The 17,851-nt window shown below is 74.8% G+C and carries 17 protein-coding genes; 7 read left to right on the forward strand and 10 right to left on the reverse strand.

Features of this window, described 5'->3' with window-relative positions:
• Position 1: 1 nt before the first annotated feature.
• Positions 2-1,324: a D-arabinono-1,4-lactone oxidase gene (locus G3T38_RS13715; RefSeq protein WP_163772877.1), complete on the forward strand. Its 1,323-nt coding sequence runs from the start codon at positions 2-4 to the stop codon at positions 1,322-1,324.
• Between the two features lie 713 nt (positions 1,325-2,037).
• Here G3T38_RS13715 and G3T38_RS13720 read toward each other — a convergent pair.
• Both G3T38_RS13720 and G3T38_RS13725 read right to left on the reverse strand, forming a co-directional pair.
• Positions 2,038-2,679, reverse strand: a complete 642-nt coding sequence (locus G3T38_RS13720) for a trimeric intracellular cation channel family protein (protein WP_338037649.1) — start codon at positions 2,677-2,679, stop codon at positions 2,038-2,040.
• 26 nt (positions 2,680-2,705) lie between these two features.
• Positions 2,706-3,278, reverse strand: a complete 573-nt coding sequence (locus G3T38_RS13725; protein ID WP_163772878.1) for a helix-turn-helix domain-containing protein — start codon at positions 3,276-3,278, stop codon at positions 2,706-2,708.
• A gap of 104 nt (positions 3,279-3,382) precedes the next feature.
• Between G3T38_RS13725 and G3T38_RS13730 the strand changes: the two genes are divergently transcribed.
• From G3T38_RS13730 to G3T38_RS13740, 3 genes are all read left to right on the forward strand, one after another.
• Positions 3,383-4,780: a DHA2 family efflux MFS transporter permease subunit gene (locus G3T38_RS13730; protein ID WP_206675883.1), complete on the forward strand. Its 1,398-nt coding sequence runs from the start codon at positions 3,383-3,385 to the stop codon at positions 4,778-4,780.
• 60 nt (positions 4,781-4,840) lie between these two features.
• Entirely contained in the window at positions 4,841-5,968 is a 1,128-nt protein-coding gene (sepH, locus tag G3T38_RS13735; protein ID WP_163772879.1) for a septation protein SepH, read from the forward strand.
• A 72-nt stretch (positions 5,969-6,040) separates the two neighbouring features.
• A complete protein-coding gene (locus G3T38_RS13740) occupies positions 6,041-8,074 on the forward strand; it encodes an SDR family oxidoreductase (RefSeq protein WP_163772880.1) in 2,034 nt (677 codons plus the stop codon).
• Positions 8,075-8,084: 10 nt separating this feature from the next.
• Here G3T38_RS13740 and G3T38_RS13745 read toward each other — a convergent pair whose 3' ends face one another.
• From G3T38_RS13745 to G3T38_RS13760, 4 genes are all read right to left on the reverse strand, one after another.
• Positions 8,085-9,137 (reverse strand): NAD(P)-binding domain-containing protein, encoded by a 1,053-nt coding sequence (locus G3T38_RS13745; protein WP_163772881.1) that lies wholly within the window; start codon positions 9,135-9,137, stop codon positions 8,085-8,087.
• A 52-nt stretch (positions 9,138-9,189) separates the two neighbouring features.
• Positions 9,190-10,035 carry an META domain-containing protein gene (locus G3T38_RS13750; RefSeq protein WP_163772882.1) on the reverse strand — a complete coding sequence of 282 codons (846 nt, stop codon included), beginning with the start codon at positions 10,033-10,035 and terminating at the stop codon, positions 9,190-9,192.
• Entirely contained in the window at positions 10,032-10,532 is a 501-nt protein-coding gene (locus G3T38_RS13755) for a SigE family RNA polymerase sigma factor (RefSeq protein WP_163772883.1), read from the reverse strand. The genes G3T38_RS13750 and G3T38_RS13755 overlap by 4 nt, the downstream gene beginning before the upstream one ends.
• A 118-nt stretch (positions 10,533-10,650) precedes the next feature.
• Positions 10,651-11,307 (reverse strand): thymidine kinase, encoded by a 657-nt coding sequence (locus G3T38_RS13760; RefSeq protein WP_163772884.1) that lies wholly within the window; start codon positions 11,305-11,307, stop codon positions 10,651-10,653.
• A gap of 88 nt (positions 11,308-11,395) precedes the next feature.
• On the opposite strand from G3T38_RS13760, the gene G3T38_RS13765 reads away from it, so the two are divergent.
• The 3 genes from G3T38_RS13765 to G3T38_RS13775 all read left to right on the forward strand — a co-directional run bounded on the left by G3T38_RS13765 (position 11,396) and on the right by G3T38_RS13775 (position 14,224).
• Entirely contained in the window at positions 11,396-12,073 is a 678-nt protein-coding gene (locus G3T38_RS13765; RefSeq protein ID WP_163772885.1) for a response regulator transcription factor, read from the forward strand.
• Position 12,074: 1 nt separating this feature from the next.
• Positions 12,075-13,469, forward strand: coding sequence for an ATP-binding protein (locus tag G3T38_RS22715; RefSeq protein ID WP_163772886.1), 1,395 nt, complete (start codon positions 12,075-12,077; stop codon positions 13,467-13,469).
• A 101-nt stretch (positions 13,470-13,570) separates the two neighbouring features.
• Positions 13,571-14,224, forward strand: a complete 654-nt coding sequence (locus G3T38_RS13775; RefSeq protein WP_163772887.1) for a PepSY domain-containing protein — start codon at positions 13,571-13,573, stop codon at positions 14,222-14,224.
• 119 nt (positions 14,225-14,343) lie between these two features.
• Here the strand turns inward: G3T38_RS13775 and G3T38_RS13780 are convergent, their stop codons facing one another.
• From G3T38_RS13780 to G3T38_RS13795, 4 genes are all read right to left on the reverse strand, one after another.
• Positions 14,344-15,486 carry an alkaline phosphatase family protein gene (locus G3T38_RS13780; RefSeq protein ID WP_163772888.1) on the reverse strand — a complete coding sequence of 381 codons (1,143 nt, stop codon included), beginning with the start codon at positions 15,484-15,486 and terminating at the stop codon, positions 14,344-14,346.
• Positions 15,486-16,073 carry a DUF5998 family protein gene (locus tag G3T38_RS13785; RefSeq protein ID WP_163772889.1) on the reverse strand — a complete coding sequence of 196 codons (588 nt, stop codon included), beginning with the start codon at positions 16,071-16,073 and terminating at the stop codon, positions 15,486-15,488. Before G3T38_RS13785 ends, G3T38_RS13780 begins: the two co-directional genes overlap by 1 nt.
• Before the next feature lie 83 nt (positions 16,074-16,156).
• Entirely contained in the window at positions 16,157-16,777 is a 621-nt protein-coding gene (locus G3T38_RS21745; protein ID WP_163772890.1) for a sortase, read from the reverse strand.
• A gap of 7 nt (positions 16,778-16,784) precedes the next feature.
• Complete coding sequence (locus G3T38_RS13795) at positions 16,785-17,777, reverse strand: hypothetical protein (protein WP_163772891.1); 993 nt, start codon at positions 17,775-17,777, stop codon at positions 16,785-16,787.
• Between the last annotated feature and the right edge of the window lie 74 nt (positions 17,778-17,851).

Raw genomic sequence — 17,851 nt, forward strand, 5'->3', positions numbered from 1 at the left:
CATGGGACGCACGCAGGCCGCCACCACCTGGCGCAACTGGGCGGGCACGGCCACGGCCCGACCACGGCGCACGAGCACACCGGCAGCGGTCGCCGACGTCGTGGCGGCCGTCGAGCGGGCCCGTGCCGCACGGTCGACGACCCGCATGGTCGGCACCGGCCACAGCTTCACCGACACGGCGGTCACCGACGGCGAGCTGCTCCTGCCGCACGACCTGGCCGGCATCGTCGACGTCGACCACGACACGCTCACCGTCACCGCCCTGGCGGGCACGCAGCTGAAGCACCTCAACACCGCGCTCGAGCGCTTCGGGCTCAGCCTCCACAACATGGGCGACATCGCCGAGCAGACCCTGGCAGGAGCCACCGCGACGGGCACCCACGGCAGCGGCGGCACGTTCGCCGGACTGGCGCCGCAGGTCGTCGGCATCGAGCTGGTGACGGGGACCGGGGAGGTCCTGCGGGCCACCCCCGAGGAGAACGCGGACGTCCTCGCGCTCGGCCGCGTCGGTCTCGGCGCGCTCGGCGTCGTCACGGCGCTGACCTTCGCCGTCGAGCCACTCTTCCTCCTCGAGGCCGTCGAGCAACCGATGACGTGGGACGAGGCGATCGGCTCGCTCGACGCGCTGGTCGACGCCAACCACCACGTCGACCTGCACTGGTTCCCCCACACCGACCGGTTGCTCACCAAGCGGAACAACCGCCTCGACGCGCCCGTCAGCGAGGCCCGCCCGCTCGGCCGGGTGCGCGGCTTCGTCGACGACGAGCTGCTGGCCAACGGCGCGTTCGGTGCCCTGGTGGCGGCCAGCAACCGACGCCCCGGCGTCATCCCGCGGATGAACCAGCTGACCTCGCGCGTGCTCTCGGCCCGCACCTACTCCGACGTCGCCCACCGCGTGCTCACGTCCCCGCGGCGGGTGCGGTTCCGCGAGATGGAGTACGCCGTGCCCCGGGAGGTCGGCGTGCAGGTGCTGACCGAGGTACGCCGCGTGATCGACGCCTCCGGGTGGAACCTCAGCTTCCCCGTCGAGATCCGCTCGGCCCGCGCCGACGACGTGGCGCTGTCGACGGGCTATGGCCGGGACTCGCTCTACCTGGCGTTCCACGTGCCCGCGGCGGTCGACCACACGGCGTACTTCGCCGGGGTGGAGCCGATCCTCCGGGCCCACGACGGCCGACCGCACTGGGGCAAGCTGCACACGCGGACCGCCGCCGACCTCGCGCCGGCGTACCCCCGGTTCGAGGAGTTCCTCGCCCTGCGCGACCGGCTCGACCCCGAGCGGGTGTTCGCCAACGACTACCTGCGGCGCGTGCTCGGGAGCTGAGGGGCGCGGCGTGGGAGGGCGCTGAGCCGGGGCTCGGCGGGCTCGCGGGGCACCGCGAAATGTGCGGATGAGGCCGGTCCCACGCACTTGCGGCAGCACCAACTGCACAGTCGCGCGCTCCGCACGGCCCGGCTCGCTTCATCAAGCAGCCCAGCCCGGACACCACTGACCCCAGCCCGGCCATCGCGAAATGTGCGGATGCGACCGGTCCCACGCGGTCGAGGAAGCACCAACCGCACAGTCCCGCGCGCCCCGCACGGCCCGGCCCGGCCCGCTTCGGCAAGCAGCCCAGCCCGGACACCACTGACCCCAGCCCGGGCACCGCGAAATGTGCGGACGGGACCCGCCCCACGCCCTCGAGGCAGCACCAACCGCACAGTCCCGCGCGCTCCGCACGGCCCGGCACGCTTCGGCAAGCAGCCGAGCCCGGACACCACTGACCCCAGCCCGGGCACCGCGAAATGTGCGGACGGGACCCGTCCCACGCCCTCGAGGCAGCACCAACCGCACAGTCCCGCGACGAGCCCGCACAGGGCGTCGGTACGCCGCAGGTCAGCCCAACCCGGCGGCACCGCCCGCCCCGACCGGACCGTCGCCAATCCCCTCGGCCGCCGCGAAATGTGCGGACGGGACCCGCCCCACGCCCTCGAGGCAGCACCAACCGCACAGTCCCGCGCGCCCCGCACGGCCCCACGATCGCGCCGCTCGAGGCCTCAGACGCTGGCCGGGCCGGTGGGCATGGGTGCCTGCCAACCACGCCACAGCGCGAGCAGGCGCCACACGAGGCACACGGCCGCGCCGGCGACCGCGACCGGGAGCAGCGGCGCGCCCAGCTCGATGCCGACCACCGCCACCCCGCCACCCGCGAGGGCCGGCGTCGCGTAGAGCTCGCCCCGGAACACCACCGGCACCCGGCCGGCGAGCACGTCGCGCAGCATCCCGCCGCCGATGCCCGTGACCATGCCGAGGAGGGCGGCCGGGAGCGGGCCGAGGCCGTACTCGAGCGCCTTCACCGCCCCCGCCACGCAGAAGACCGCGAGGCCGAACGCGTCGAACACCGTGACCCGACGCTCCAGCCGCCCGAGGGTGGGGTGGAAGAAGAACGTCAGCAACCCGGCCCCGATGGGCGCGAGCAGGTAGCGCCAGTCCGCGAGGGCCGCCGGCGGTGTCGCGCCGATGAGCACGTCGCGGAGGAAGCCACCACCGAGGCCGGTCGTGCCCGCGAGCACGAGGACGGCGAAGAGGTCCAGCTCCTTGCGCACCGCGACGAGGGCCCCGGAGATCGCGAAGACGAAGATGCCGACGAGGTCGAGCACGACCAGGAGGGTCGACGGTTCGAGGTCCCAGTGCGGCACCGCGGGAGCGTACCCCTCGGTCCGCCTCAGTCGGACTCCGGCAGCCGCGGCCGGTCGCCGTGCGGACCGAAGAGGTGGAGCAGCTCCACGGGGTCGTCCCCGGCCGGCCCGAACCAGTGCGGCCGGGTCGCGTCGAACGCGGCCACGTCGCCGGGCTGCAGCCGGCTCTCGTCGTCCTCCACCACCAGCCGCACCGTGCCGGCCAGCACGCAGAACCAGGCCCGCCCGTCGTGCGTCGTGAGGCGCTGCGGCCGGGGGTGCAGCACCTGCTTGAAGACGTGGAGGCGGCCCGGGTAGTCGGTCAGCGGCACGAGGACCGAGCCCGTGCGGTGGCGGAACGGGCGCAGGTGAACGCGTGGATCGCCCGTCGCCGGGGCAGCGACGAGGTCGTCGAGGGCGACGCGGAAGGCCCGCGCGAGCGGGAGCAGGAGGTCGAGGGACGGGCTGCGCCGCCCGGTCTCCAGGCGCGACAGCGTGCTGACCGAGATGCCGGTGGTGTCGGCGACCTGCTCGAGCGTCCACGAGCGGGCGTGCCGCAGGGCCCGCAACCGGGGGCCGACGGCGGCGAGCAGCGCGGCGTCGTCGTCGGTGGTGGGCACGTCTCATCTTTGCAGTTCCCGCACGTTCGCTGGGGCTCGCGGCACCGGTCGGCCCACCCTCGTCGTCTATCTCCGTCCCGCACCACCGGAAAGGCCCGACCCCCGTGACCGACCCGCTCGCCCCCGTCCAGCCCCACCCCCGTCGCTGGGCGGTGCTCGCCACGTGCTGTCTCGCGCTCTTCCTCGTCGGGCTCGACACGACCATCGTCAACGTCGCCCTGCCGACGGTGGGGGCCGATCTCGGCATCGCCCCCACGGCCCTCCCGTGGGTCGTCGACGCCTACACGCTCGTGCTGGCGAGCCTGCTCATCTCCTCCGGCGCGCTGGCCGACCGGTTCGGCCGACGCCGTCTGCTCCGCGTCGGTCTGGTCGTGTTCGCGGGGGCGTCCGCGCTGTGCGCGCTCGCGCCCACCCCGGAGCTGCTGGTCGCCGCCCGTGCGGTCCAGGGCGTCGGGGCCTCGATGCTCAGCCCCGTCGGTCTCGCCATCGTGGTCGGCGTGTTCCCGGACCACCGGGAGCGTGCGCGGGCCATCGGCGTGTGGGCCGGCGTCTTCGGAGCGAGCATGGCGGTCGGGCCGCTCCTCGGCGGCGCGATCGTCGAGGTGGCCGGCTGGCGGTGGGTGTTCGGCGTCGACGTCCCCGTCGCCGTCCTCGCGCTCGGCCTGACCGCCCGCTTCGTGCCGGAGTCGCGGGCCGACCGACCCCGGCGGCTGGACCTCCCGGGGCAGGTGCTGCTCACCGCGGCGGTCGGAGGTGCGGTGGGCCTGCTCATCGAGGCCCCCCACCGGGGATGGACGTCCCCTGCGGTCCTGCTGGGCGCCGGCGCGCTGCTCGTGGTGGTGCTGCTGCTCGTCGGGGTGGAGCTGCGCCGTACGGAACCGCTGGTCGACCCGCGCCTCTTCCGCGTCCCGGCGTTCGCCGGGGCGGTGGCGGCCGCCGTCGCGGTGTTCGTCGCGTTCAACGCCGCCCTGCTGGCGACCAGCCTGCACCTGCAGGACGGCCGGGGGCTGGCGCCGACCGCCGTGGGGGCGGTGGTCCTGCCGCTGGCCGTGGCCGCCACGCTGCTCGCTCCCGTCTCGGGCGCGCTCGTCGGCCGGTTCGGGGCCCGCGGCCCCCTCCTCGCCGCGGGAGGCGTGCTCGTCGTGGCCGGGGCGCTCCTGCGGAGCGGACCGGACGACCTCGCGCCCGGTCGCCTGGCGGTCGGGCTCTTCGTGCTCGGCATCGGCTTCGGACTGGCCAACGCCCCCATCACGACGACCTCGGTGAGCAGCCTCCCGCCGGAGCGGGCCGGGGTGGCCGGAGGCATCACGGCGGCCGCGCGCCAGCTCGGGGCGGCGCTCGGCATCGCGGCGGCGGGGGCGGTGCTGGCCCGCGCCGGGGACGGGGGCGGGGTCGCCACCGCCGACGTCGTCCCCGGCGTGTGGACGCTCGTCCTGGCCTGCGGGGTGGTCGTCGCCGGGCTCGCGTCGGTCCTCCCCCGGACACGGGGGCGGGGAGCGTAGGCTCGGTCCTCACGGGAACCCCGTCCCGCGTACGACGACCAGGCAGGAGCCGACCGCTCGATGGTGCACCTGACGCTCGCCGGTGTGAGCCAGGACAAGCGCCGCCTCCTGCTGGTCAGCGATGCCGGTGTCGAGTTCACGCTCGACATCGACCGACGGCTCCAGGCCGCACTGCGCGGCGACACAGATCGACTCGGTCAGTTGGAGATCACCATGGAATCGACCCTCCGTCCCCGCGACATCCAGGCGAGGATCCGGGCGGGGGCGAGTCCCGAGGAGGTCGCCGACGCAGCCCAGACGACGCTCGACCGGATCATGTCGTTCGTCGCTCCCGTGCTCGCGGAGCGGGCGCACGTGGCCGAGCGGGCCCAGGGCGCGTCCCTGCGACGCGAGAGCGGCAGCGCCGGTGCCCGCACGCTGGGCGAGGCGGTGGCCACCCACCTCTCCGGCGGACCCCTGCGGGCCGACACGGTCGAGTGGGACTCCTGGCGGCGCGACGACGGCCGGTGGACGCTCGCCGCCTCGTTCGTCAGCGACGCCCGCACGGGTCGCGGCCACTTCACCTACGACATGCGCGGGAGCTACGTGGTCGCGGACGACGACGACGCCCGGTGGCTGGTGGGCGACGCCCCGGCCCCGGCCGCGGTCCGCGACGACCTGCAGCAGGCGCGGCGACGCCGGGCGGGCGCGGCTCGCGAGCGCGTCGCGGACGTGCTGCTCGACCTCCCGTTCGAGACCGAGATCGAGTCCGAGACCGACGCGGCCGACGAGGCGATCGACCTGGTCTCCGAGCCGGCCGCCCGCTCCGCGGCCACCCCCTCCGCGGCCACCCCTTCCGCGGCCACCGGCGACGAGCCGACGGCGGACCTCGGCGAGGTGCGCGACGCCCTGCGCGCGACGCCCCCTCCCACGACGACCCCTCCCGCCGGGACCGAGCCCCGTGAGGCCGGCGGGGCTGGCGGCGCCGAGGTCTCCCCCGCGGCCACGGAGCCCGCCGACGCACCCGCTCCCTCGGCGGACGAGGCGGTCGCCTCCGACGGGACGCCCGCGCCCGACACGCGCGACCCCGAGCCCGAGCCCGCACCGGCCCCGACCCGCACCCCCCGACGTCCGACGCGCAAGGGCCGCGGCCGGGCCTCCGTGCCGAGCTGGGACGAGATCATGTTCGGCGGCGGCAAGGCGGAGTGACGGGGTCGCGGTCACCCGTCGGCTCACGCTGACCCCTCCCCGGGCGTGACCCGGACCACTACGCTGCCGCGCATGGCCTACTTCGTCACCGGCGCGACCGGGTTCATCGGGCGGTTCCTCGTCACCGAGCTCCTCCGCAAGCGCGAGGGCGAGATCCACGTGCTGGTGCGCGGCTCCTCGCTGCCCCGGCTCGAGCAGCTCATCGAGGAGTGGAGCACCGACCGCGTGCGGCCCGTGATCGGTGCGCTGGACGCCGAGGGCCTGGGCGTCGAGGCCGGGTGGATCGCGGAGCACGCGAGCACGATCGACCACTTCTTCCACCTCGCCGCGAGCTACGACATGGCCGCGGACGACGCCACCAACCAGCGGCTCAACCTGGGCGGCACCCGCCACGCGCTCCAGCTCGCGGCCGCGCTCGACGCCGGGTGCTTCCACCAGGTGTCGTCGGTCGCGGCGGCGGGCGACCACCACGGCACGTTCGCCGAGACGGACGCCGACGTCGGGCAGCGCTTCACCTCGCCGTACCACCGCACGAAGTTCGAGTCCGAGCAGATCGTGCGCACGGAGGCGGCCGTGCCGTGGCGCATCTACCGGCCGGCGATCGTCGTCGGCGACTCGGTGACCGGCGAGATGGACAAGGTCGACGGGCCCTACTACTTCTTCCCGCTCATCAAGAAGGTGCGCGACACCCTGCCCGCGTGGACGCCGCTGGTGGGCATCGACCTCGGTGACACCAACGTCGTGCCGGTCGACTTCGTCGCCGGTGCGCTCGACCACCTCGCGCACCTGCCCGACCGGGACGGCGAGACCTTCCACCTGGTCGACCCCGAGCCGCAGCCCGTGCTCGAGATGATCAACGCGTTCTGCGGCGCGGCGGGGGCGCCGCAGCTCGTGGGCTCCGGTGCCCGGGGACGCCTGCCCCTCGAGCGCCGGCTGCTCCCCCGCGGGCTCCGCCCGGCCGACCTGACCTCGACGGTCCTGGGCTCCGCCCCGGCCCAGGCGCTGCTCGACCTGACCGTGGGCCGGCTCGGCATCCCGGCCTCGGTGCTCGCCCACACGTCGTTCCCCACCGTCTTCGACGCGCGTCGCACGACGAAGGCGCTCGCCGGGTCGGGCATCACCGTGCCGCGCCTGGAGTCGTACGCCGCCACGCTGTGGAGCTACTGGGAGGAGCACCTCGACACCAGCACGGGCCGCAACCCCGCCAACCGCGCGGCGCTCGAGGGCAAGCACGTCGTCATCACGGGGGCCTCCTCCGGCATCGGTCGCGTGACCGCCCTCAAGGTGGCGCAGGCGGGCGGCATCCCCGTGCTCGTGGCCCGCGGCAAGGAGAAGCTCGACGCCCTGCGTCGCGACATCGAGCGCGCCGGCGGGCAGGCCCACGTCTTCCCCTGCGACCTCTCCGACCTCTCCGCGATCGACGACCTCTGCGGGTCGCTGATCCGGGAGCTGCCCAGCGTGGACGGCGTCGTCAACAACGCCGGGCGCTCCATCCGCCGGTCGCTGCGGCTCTCCCAGGAGCGCTTCCACGACTTCGAGCGCACCATGCAGCTCAACTACTTCGGCGCGATCCGGCTCGTGATCGGGCTCATCCCCATCATGCGGACGGGCTCCGGCGGCCACGTCGTCAACGTGTCCTCGATCGGCGTGCAGACGAACCCGCCGCGGTTCTCGGCGTACGTCGCGTCCAAGGCCGCACTGGACTCCTGGAGCAACGTGGTCGCCTCGGAGCTCGTCGGCGAGGGCATCACGTTCACCAGCATCCACATGCCGCTGGTGCGCACGCCGATGATCGCGCCGACGAAGCTCTACGACCGGTTCCCCACGATCTCCCCGGCACAGGCCGCGGACCTCGTGGTGAAGGCGCTCGTCGAGCGCCCGCACGAGATCAACACGCCGCTCGGCAACGCGGGCGCCATCGCCCACACCGTGGCGCCGAAGCTCGCCTTCCGCGTGCTCAACATGGCCTACCACGTGTTCCCGGACTCGGCCGCGGCCAAGGGCACCGGCGCGCCCGGCGGTCCGGCGGCCACCGGGGGCGAGACGGGCGGCACGCAGAGCGAGCAGCTCATGCTCGCGCGCCTGTTCCGCGGCGTGCACTGGTGAGGAGGCCCCCTCAGCCGGCGGTGCTCCTCAGGAGGTCGCGCACCGCCACGGCGGCCGTGCGACCGGCACGGTTGGCGCCGATGGTGCTCGCCGACGGGCCGTAGCCGACGAGCTGCACCCGCGGGTCCGCGACGGTCGTGGTGCCGTCCAGCTCGATCCCGCCGCCGTGGCCGCGGAGGTGGAGCGGCGCCAGGTGGGCGACGTCGGGCCGGAAGCCGGTGGCCCACAGCACGACGTCGAAGGAGCGGTGGGTGCCGTCGGGCCAGGTAGCGCCGTCCGCGTCGAACCGCACCGGCATCGGCAGCCGCTCGTAGGCCCCGAGCCGCGCGGCCTCGCGCTCCTGGGGCCGCAGCTGCAGCCCCGTGACGCTGACGACGCTGGCCGGGGGCAGCCCGCGGCGTACCCGCTCCTCCACGAGCGCGACCGCCGCCCGGCCGTCGAACGGCTCGGTCGCGGGGTCGCGCCACAGCGGTTCCCGGCGGGTCGCCCAGAGCGTGCGCGAGCCGGGCGCGATCTCCCCGAGCACCTGGACGGCGGAGTGCCCGCCGCCGACGACGAGCACGGTGCGCCCGACGAACGGCTCGGGGCCGTCGTACGCCGCCGAGTGCAGCTGGTCGCCGACGAAGTCCTCGACCCCCGCGACGCGGGGCACGAACGGGCGCCGCCAGGTGCCGGTCGCGTTCACGAGCGTCCGCGTCCGCCAGCTGCGGCCGTCGACCGCCTCGACGACGAGCACGCCGCCGTCGTCCCGGACCGCGCCCACCTCGACGGGCCGCTCGACGGGGAGCTGGTGGGCGGCCTCGTAGTCCGCGAAGTACGCCGCCACCACCTCGCGGGCCGGCGCGGCGGGATCGACGTCCGGGAGCGGCTCGTCGGGCAGCGCGGCGACGCCGTGGACGTCCGTCATCGTCAGCGAGTGCGCCCGGTGCTGCCAGGCCCCGCCGGGCGTGGGGTTGGCGTCCAGCACGACGTGGTCGACGCCGAGCCGCCGCAGGTGGTGGGAGGCCGACAGCCCGGCCTGACCGGCTCCCACGACGATCGCGTCGCGCACGGGGTTGCTCATGTCCGGATCAACCCGGACTGCGGTCCGGGTATGCCCGACGGCGATGAACGGGTCAGGGGCGGCGCAGCACGGCGAGGAGCCGGCCGTCCTCGTCGAGGAGGGTGCGGGTGCCGTCGTCCGCGACCACCACGCGCACCGACCGCAGGTCCTCGGCGAGCAGGGCGAGCAGGCCGGTCCCGTCGTCGCACAGCGGTACGCCGCGGGTCAGCTCGATGCTGACCGTGCCGTCCGCGACGGACCAGGTGCCGGCGCCGGCCTCGCAGCCGGTCCAGGCCGTCACGGTGCCGCCGTCGCCGAAGTAGAGCGTGGCGGCGGTGGGGGTGGAGACGTCGTCCTGCAGCTCGTACCGGCCCCCTCCGAAGGAGTACTCCTGCCCGCCATTGGTGCTGGCCGGCTGCGGAGCCGACCCGACGGACCAGGCTCCGGCGAGCGACGCCTCGAGCCGAGCGGAGGTCCACCCCCCGAGGGGCATGACGCCGCCGCGCCCGGACATGCTCGTCGGCACCTCGGCGTCCTCCGAGCTGTCGGCGGCGGCGTCCTCGTCGGCCCCCTGCCGGACGGCGTCCTCGCTCAGGGCGTCGTAGTCCTCGGCGGCGAACTCCTCGGCCGCCGACTCCTCGGTCATGTCCGTCGCCGCCGCCGTCCCCGCGCCGGGGCCGGGATCGCCACCGAACGGCACCGACGTCGCCAGCCCCACCCCGGCGCCCGCCACGACGACGGCGGCGGCGACGAGCAGGCGCGAGCGGCGGCGTACGCGGTGGTGCCGCAGCATCGTCGCCACCGGCGGCGGCCCGACGGGCGTGGTGTCGGCGGCCGTCGCGAGGAGCCGTCGGAGGTGGTCCTCGTCGTGGACGTCCCCCGGGAGCAGGGGACGGTCGGGACGGTCGGGGTGGGTCATGGTGCACCTCGCAGCTCGACGAGATCGGGGTCGCCGGCCAGCACCCGCAGCGCGCGGGAGAGGCGGCTCTTGACGGTGCCGGGAGCGACGCCGAGGGCTTCGGCGGTCTGCTTCTCGGAGAGGTGCGCGTAGTAGCGGAGCACGACCACGGCACGCTGCTCGGTGGTCAGCGTGCGCAACGCGCGCAGCACGGCGTCGGCGAGGTCGACCTCGTCGGCGCGGTCGGGGCCGTGCTCCTCGGGCAGCACGGCCGTGGGCCGCTCCCCCACCCAGCGCCGACGGCGCGACGAGGTGAAGGTGTTGATGAGCACGCGGTGGACGTAGGCGTCACGGTCGTCGGCGCCGCGCACGAGCGACCACTTGCGCAGGCAGAGCTCCAGCGCCGTCTGCACGACGTCCTCCGCCTCCGCGGGCGAGCACCCGAGCAGCACGGCCGACCGCACCAGTCGGGGCCAGCGGGTGGCGACGAAGTCGCTGAACTCGTCGTACCGCTCCATCCCACCCCCTCGCGCGCTGGCCGCCCCCGCAGCAGCGGCCGGTCGACCGCTCCCGCGGGGAGACGCGGCGGGGGTGCCCCGAGGTTCCCACGACGACGGACCCGTCGCAGGGAAACGCTCACTCGCCGAAGGGCAGCGGCTCCGGGACGAGCGAGACGGCCTGGGCGCGGGCCGCGGTGAGGCGGCGGCGGTGGTGCTGGCGGCAGAGCACCTCGTAGGCCACCTCCGCCGGGGGCTGGCCGGTCTGGTCCACGTCGCCGACGACGACCTGGTCGCCCTCGGTGACCATGACGCCGTCCTCGGTGCGGGCGTTGTGGGTGGCGCGCTGACCGCACCAGCACAGGGCCTCCACCTGGAGCACCTGCATGCGGTCCGCCAGCTCGACGAGCCGGGCGGCGCCGGGGAACAGGCGGGTGCGGAAGTCGGTGAGGATGCCGAAGCAGAAGACGTCGATCTGCAGCTCGTCGACGACCTTGGCGAGCTGCTCGATCTGCTCGGCGGTGTAGAACTGCGCCTCGTCGCAGATGAGGTAGTCGATCCGGGCGCCCTGCGTCAGCGCACTGACGACGGTCTGCCAGAAGTCGAGGTCGTCGGCCACCTCCGTCGCGCCGTGCGAGAGGCCGAGCCGCGAGGAGATGGTCGCCGAGCCCGCGCGGTCGTGGCTGGTGTAGATCCGCCCGATCCGCCCCCGCGACGCGTGGTTGTGGTTGGTCTGCAGGGCGAGGGTGCTCTTGCCCGAGTCCATGGTGCCGGTGAAGAAGTGCAGTTCAGCCACGAGGAGGGATCCTCCCACGCCTGGCGACCGCCCGCCGACCGCGCGGCGTTCAGCGTGCGTTCAGCGGGTCTGCGGCACGATGGCGCCCATGCGCGTGCTGGTGGTCGACGACGAGGTGCGCCTGGCGCGCTCGCTGAAGCTGGGGCTCGAGGCGGAGGGGTTCGCCGTCGACGTCGCCCACGACGGCACCGACGGGCTCTGGCTCGCGCGGGAGAACACCTACGACGCGATCGTGCTCGACCTCATGCTGCCGGGCATCAACGGCTACCGGGTGTGCTCGACCCTGCGCGAGGAGCGCAACTGGACCCCGATCCTCATGCTCACCGCCAAGGACGGCGAGTGGGACCAGGTCGAGGGCCTCGACACGGGCGCCGACGACTACCTGACGAAGCCGTTCTCCTTCCCCGTGCTCGTCGCCCGGCTGCGGGCCGTCGCGCGTCGCGGCACCCGGGAGCGGCCGACGGTGCTCGAGGCCGGCGACCTGCGGCTCGACCCGGCCGCACGCCGCGCCTGGCGCGGCGACGACGAGCTGTCGCTGACCTCGCGGGAGCTGTCGCTGCTGGGGTTCCTGATGCGCCACGCGGGGGACGTCGTCTCCAAGCGCCAGGTGCTGGACTCCGTCTGGGACGACGACTTCGACGGCGACCCCAACATCGTCGAGGTCTACGTGCGGCACCTGCGCAACAAGATCGACCGGCCCTACGACCGGGCCGCGATCCAGACCGTGCGCGGCGCCGGCTACCGGCTCTCGAGCGACGGGGGCTGACGTGTCGTCCACTCCCCCCGTACGGCGCGGTCGCGCCGGCGTCCGGGTCCGCACCACCGTCGCGGCGACGGTCGTCGTCGCCGTGGCGTTCGCGCTCGGCGGGCTGCTGCTCGCCCTCGCGCTCGGCCGGTCGCTGACCGACCAGGCGACGTCGACCGCCGAGCAACGGGCGGAGGAGATCGCGACGCAGGTCGAGCGCTCGGGCCCGGGCGTGCTCGACGCCGGTACCGACGACGAGGCCCGTGACGACGAGCCGCGTGACGACGACGAGGACGACGACGTCGAGGACGTGGCCTGGCAGGTGACCACGGGCGACAGCCTCGTCGCGTCGTCCGGCACCGGCGGGCGCTCGCTGCCCCGGAGCGACGGCACGACCCGCCTCGACGGCGACCGGTACACCGTGGCCGTCGAGGACGTGGAGCACGAGGGCGCGACGTACGACGTCGCGGTCGCCGTCTCGCTCGACGAGGCCAGCGACTCGGTGACCGCCCTCGTGCCGCTCCTGGCGGTGGGGCTGCCCGTGGCCGTGCTCCTCGTCGGCGCCACCACGTGGGTGGTGACCGGCCGGGCGCTGCGCCCCGTCGAGGCGATCCGTGCGCAGGTCGCCGCCATCGGCGGCGACGACCTCGCCGCCCGCGTGCCCGTCCCGCCGTCGCGCGACGAAGTGGCGCGGCTCGCCACCACCATGAACGGCATGCTCGAGCGCCTGGAGCGGTCCGCCGACCAGCAGCGTCGGTTCGTCTCGGACACCTCCCACGAGCTCCGCTCCCCGCTCGCCGGGCTGCGCCAGACCGCCGAGGTCGCGCGCTCCCACCCCGACGCGATCGACCGCGCCGAGCTGACGGAGGCCGTGCTCGAGGAGACGGCCCGCATGCAGCACCTCGTGGAGCAGATGCTGGTGCTGACCCGCACCGCGGAAGGTGGCGGCGGACGCCGCCGCACCGACGTCGACCTCGACGACCTGGTCCTCGCCGAGGCCACGCGCCTGCGCCGGCTGCGGCCGGACCTCGCGGTGGACGCGTCCCGCGTCGTACCGGCCCGTGCGCACGGCGACGGACCCGCCCTGGCGCAGGTGGTGCGCAACCTGGCGGACAACGCGGCGCGGCACGCCGCGGGGGCCGTGCGGCTGTCCCTGGAGGTCGGCCCGTCGCAGCACGTCGACGTCGTCGTCGAGGACGACGGGGCCGGCGTGGCCGCGGACGACCGCGAGCGGGTCTTCGAGCGGTTCGTGCGGCTCGACGAGGCGCGGGCCCGCGACGACGGCGGCAGCGGGCTCGGTCTCGCGATCGTGCGGGAGGTGGCGCGCGCCCACGGGGGCGACGCGCGGGTCGAGACGGGCGAGCTCGGCGGAGCGCGCTTCGTCGTGCGGCTCCCGGTCGTCGCCGACGTTCCCTGAACGCGCCTTCAGGTGGCTTCAGGCTGGGTTCAGCGACGGTGCGGCACGGTGGTGCCACCGCCGGGCGAGGAGCCCGGGACCACGACCCCGAGGAGCACCCCATGAGCATCCGTGACCGCGTCCGCAGCAAGCGCATCATCGTCCCCACCGTCGCCGCGATCGCCCTCGTCGGGATCGGTGGCACCGCCTGGGCGGTCATGGACGACCGCGACGAGCGCCTGAGCGGCGACCAGCGCTCGAGCGCCGAGGAGGCCGCCCTCGACGAGGTCGGTGGCGGCCGCGTGCTCGAGGTGGACGTCGACGACGACACCGACGAGGGCGGCCAGCGCGTCTACGAGGTCGAGGTCGTCGACGGCGAGGGCCAGCGCTGGGACGTGACGCTCGACGACGGCTACGCCGTGCTGGTGGCCGAGCGCGACGGCAACGACGACGACCGCGACGACCGCGCGGTGCCGAGCGCCGGCGGCTCCGACGCCGCTGGTGCCCCGGAGGGCTCCGCAGCGACGGGCCGCGACACCACGACGGACCTCTACGGCGAGACGGTCGACGAGGACGCGCCGCTGACCGAGGACGAGCGCGCGCAGGTCGTCGCGGCAGCCGAGGCCGCCGTCGAGGGCGGCGGCACCGCGGCCGACGTCGACCGCAGCGACGACCCGGGTGAGGGCTACGAGGTCGAGGTGCGTGGCGCCGACGGCCTCGAGTGGGACGTCACCCTCGCCCCCGACCTCACCGCGATCAGCGCCGTCCGCGACTGAGGGGGCTGGGTGGCACTTTCCCCGGCTGACCGGGGAACACGCCGCTTCGACCATCAAGATTGATGGTCTAAGCGACACCTTCCCCGGTCGACCGGGGAAAGTGCCACCCGCTCCAAGCCTCAACCAACGAGGATCGGGATCTTCATCTCGTCGGGGGTCAGCGACCCGTGCAGGCCGACGAGGCCCGTCTCGTAGGAGAACCGGCTCCGCGACACCACCGCCGTGCTGCCCGTCGCCGCGACCACCACGTCGCCGAGGCGAGGCCGCACGGCGTCGGTCGTCTCACCGAACCAGCCGCGCTCGAGCGCCTCCTCGCGCGTCAGCACGAGCCCCCGGTCGCCGAGCGTCTCGCGCCAGGTCGCCACCACGTCAGGAACGGCGCGCGTGGCGCAGTACAGGTGCCGCAGGCGGGCCTCGCCGCCGAGCAGCCAGACGCCGTCGGTCAGCTCCGGGTGGTCGTCGACGTCGATCCGGTGCGCCGGGCCGGTGTCGACCATCCCGTGGTCCGCGACCACGACGAGGCGGGTGCCGGGGGTCAGGGCGTCGCGCAGCTGCTCCGCCTCGGCGTCGATCATGGCGAGCTGCTGCACCCACGCCGCGGACGCGACGCCGTGGCGGTGGCCCGTCCAGTCGAGGTCGGCGTCGTACACGTAGGTCAGCGACGGACGCCGCGACGTCGCGGCCTGCACCGCCGCGATCCGCTCGCCGGCGCGGTCGGCGCCCACGTACGCCGCACCCCGGTGCGCGGCCAGCGTGAGCCCCGACCCGGCGTACTCCCGCTTGTTCACGCTCGTCACGTGCACCCCGCTGGTCGCGAGGCGCTCGAACAGCGTGGGGTGGGGCTGCCACTCGACCGGGTCGACCCGCTTGTCCCACTGCAGGGCCTGCAGGAGCCGGTCGGTGCCGGGGATCCGGCTGGTGAACCCGACGAGCCCATGGGTGCCGGGCGACAGGCCGGTGCCGAGCGAGGTCAGGCTGGTGGCCGTCGTCGACGGCACGCCCGCCGTGCCGTGCGCCGCCCCCGAGGCCAGCGCGGACAGGAACGGCGCCGCCTCCGCGTGCCGCTCGAGCAGCCGGGCGCCGAGGCCGTCGATGAGGAAGACGACGTACGCCGGCGCGTCCGGCAGCACCAGGTCGCGGGGGCCGTCGTCGTGCAGCGCGTGGCCGTGGCCGAGTGCGCGGGCGACCGCGGGCACGACGTCGCCGAGGGAGCGGGCGCCGTACGCAGGCGCGACGAAGTCCCCGCCCGGCGTCGGTGCCATCAGGCGGAGCGGGTCCGCGCGGACAGGGCGTCGGCGAAGGCCAGCAGCTCGACGACGGCCTCCTTGCCGTCGGCCGCGGCCGAGACGCGGAGCGAGAAGTCCTCGCTGAGGAGGTCGCCCGTGTAGCCGTGGTCGGCGTCGCAGTCGGGGTCGTCGCAGCTCGCGGGCATGAGCTCGATGCGGCTCACGCCGCCCCACCCGATGGTCAGCACGGCCTCCGCGGGGAAGCTGGCGCCCTTCGTGGGGTTGGTGGTCATGCGGGTGACGACGACCGACTTCACGGCCGACAGCGCGACCGCCTCCGAGGAGGTCGACGTGTAGGGCTGCGGCAGCATCTGGTCACCGGCGTGCTCGTCGGTGTGCACCTGGATGAGCCGGCTGGTCGTCAGCACCGCCACGGTGATGTGGCGCCGGACCTCGTCGCGCTCGATCGTCGGCTCGTGGTGCACGTAGAACGCGACGACCTCCTCGCCGCCGATCGCGCCCTCGACGCCGTCGACGACGACCTCGGGGTAGTAACCGGTGCGCTCGATGGCGGTGCGGAGGGCGGCGGCAGGATCCGCCGGGCGTGTGAAGCGGCTGTGCATGCGTCGAAGTGTGGCACGAGACGGCCGCGGCGCGGGTGTCGGCGGAGGCCGCCCGGGCCCGCCGTCCGCCCCGCGCGGCTCGTTCACGCGCCCGTCGGCACCGCGTGCACGATGACGGTCGACTCGAAGCTGTTGCCGTTCCAGTCGCCGCACGTCATGAGGACGAGCCCGCTGTCGCCCTCGCTGCGGTAGACGTCGGCGGCGACGTCACCGAAGTCGGCGACCGGCACGGTCTCGGTGCGCTCGACCGTGAAGGCGACCGTGCCCCCGCTGCCGGTCACGAACACCTCGTCCCCGACCTCCGCGTCGACCAGCGGGTCGAACACGGCGTCGTCGACCGAGGCGGTGTGGCCGACGATGACGGCGTTGCCGGGCGCACCGGGCTCGGCACCGTCGCGCCACCACCCGGTCGCGTCGAGCGAGGAGGGCACCTCCTGCGCGTTCTCCGGGGTGGTGCCGACCGCCATGACCGGCGCGTCGACCCCCAGCTCGGCGATCTCGATCCGGGTGGGTACGCCGACGGGACCGTCCACGAGGACCCGGGGGGCCGTCGTGGTCGACGTCGGCGTGGCCGGTGCCGACGTGGTGGACGCCGGCGCGGCCGCGGGGCCCTGCCCCCGCTCCGGAAGGAGCAGGAACAGGGCCCCGACGCCCAGGACGAGCGCGACGACCGCGGCGACGGCCCCGAGAAGCCTCCTGTTCACCGCAGGATCAGCGACCGGCGGCGGGAGCGACCGTCGGGTGCGTCGGCGCCGCCGCGACGGTGCAGTCCTGGTCGACCTCGAGGCCGTCGAACTGGACCTCGAGGAAGTCGAGGTCGTCGCTCTGCAGGTCCTCCAGCGTCAGGCCGGCGCCGGCGAACACGTAGACGAAGTCCGCGTCCGTGCCGATCGCGGCCGAGCCACCCGGCGCGAGCGTGACCTCGCCCGCGGGCTCCTCGTCGTCCTCGCCGCCGTAGATGGCGGTGACGTCCACGTCGACGACGTTGGTCAGGGCGAAGCTCTGGCAGCTCGACGTGATCTCGACGAACACGGGCAGCGTGACGCAGGCCTCGTCGACCGCGACCGGGAAGACGTCCGCGGCACCGGCCGGGAACCCGTAGCCCTCGTCGGGCGTGGCGGCGATGACGAGGTCCTCACCGTCGCTGAGCTCGAAGAGCGCGTAGGTGTCGGGGTCCAGCGGCTCGGTCTCGCCGGTCCAGCCGCCCGCGCCGTCCTCCGCGTAGTCGTAGACGAGGTCGTAGAGCACACCGGGGACTTCGGGGATCTCGACCACGCAGTCGACGGCGACGACCGGCACCGGGGTGACCTCGACCGGCTCCTCGACGACGGACACGGTGATGGTGTCGGACACGGCCGGCACGTTGTTCTCCGTCACGACGAGCTGGAACGTGTAGTCGTCACCCTCCTCGGCCGCCGCCGGGATGGTCACGTCCACCGTGGAGGCGGTGGCCGCGGCGACCGTCGGGGCGTCCCACCCGGCCACGACGCCGACAGCGGAGCCGGCCGGGGTGACGACGACGGCAGCCGCCGGGTCCAGCGGGGTGACGTCCCAGGCGACCGTGAGCGTCGCCCCGGGGTTCGCCTCGAGGTCGTCGCCGGAACCGCCGATCGTGAAGTCGTCCACGGTGGCGGCACTCGCGGGGGAGGCGACCAGGAGCGGCGCCGCCAGCGCGAGGGCGGACAGGAGCAGGGTACGGCGCAAGGATTTCTCGTTTCTTCGTCACGACGGGCTTCCGCGCCCGTCAGGGCGACGCGAACCTAGCAATCCGCGAGCCG

The sequence above is a fragment of the Nocardioides zeae genome (assembly GCF_010686755.1).
In the GTDB taxonomy this organism is placed as follows: domain Bacteria; phylum Actinomycetota; class Actinomycetes; order Propionibacteriales; family Nocardioidaceae; genus Nocardioides; species Nocardioides zeae.

What these genes read in the sequence shown, in the direction of transcription:
- sepH (WP_163772879.1), top strand. Translation starts at nt 4,841, where the DNA reads ATGGTGCACCTGACGCTCGCCGGTGTGAGCCAGGACAAGCGCCGCCTC.
- G3T38_RS13765 (WP_163772885.1), top strand. Translation starts at nt 11,396, where the DNA reads ATGCGCGTGCTGGTGGTCGACGACGAGGTGCGCCTGGCGCGCTCGCTG.
- G3T38_RS13750 (WP_163772882.1), bottom strand. Translation starts at nt 10,035, where the DNA reads ATGACCCACCCCGACCGTCCCGACCGTCCCCTGCTCCCGGGGGACGTC.
- G3T38_RS13775 (WP_163772887.1), top strand. Translation starts at nt 13,571, where the DNA reads ATGAGCATCCGTGACCGCGTCCGCAGCAAGCGCATCATCGTCCCCACC.
- G3T38_RS13715 (WP_163772877.1), top strand. Translation starts at nt 2, where the DNA reads ATGGGACGCACGCAGGCCGCCACCACCTGGCGCAACTGGGCGGGCACG.
- G3T38_RS13755 (WP_163772883.1), bottom strand. Translation starts at nt 10,532, where the DNA reads ATGGAGCGGTACGACGAGTTCAGCGACTTCGTCGCCACCCGCTGGCCC.
- G3T38_RS13740 (WP_163772880.1), top strand. Translation starts at nt 6,041, where the DNA reads ATGGCCTACTTCGTCACCGGCGCGACCGGGTTCATCGGGCGGTTCCTC.
- G3T38_RS13785 (WP_163772889.1), bottom strand. Translation starts at nt 16,073, where the DNA reads ATGCACAGCCGCTTCACACGCCCGGCGGATCCTGCCGCCGCCCTCCGC.
- G3T38_RS13780 (WP_163772888.1), bottom strand. Translation starts at nt 15,486, where the DNA reads ATGGCACCGACGCCGGGCGGGGACTTCGTCGCGCCTGCGTACGGCGCC.
- G3T38_RS13745 (WP_163772881.1), bottom strand. Translation starts at nt 9,137, where the DNA reads ATGAGCAACCCCGTGCGCGACGCGATCGTCGTGGGAGCCGGTCAGGCC.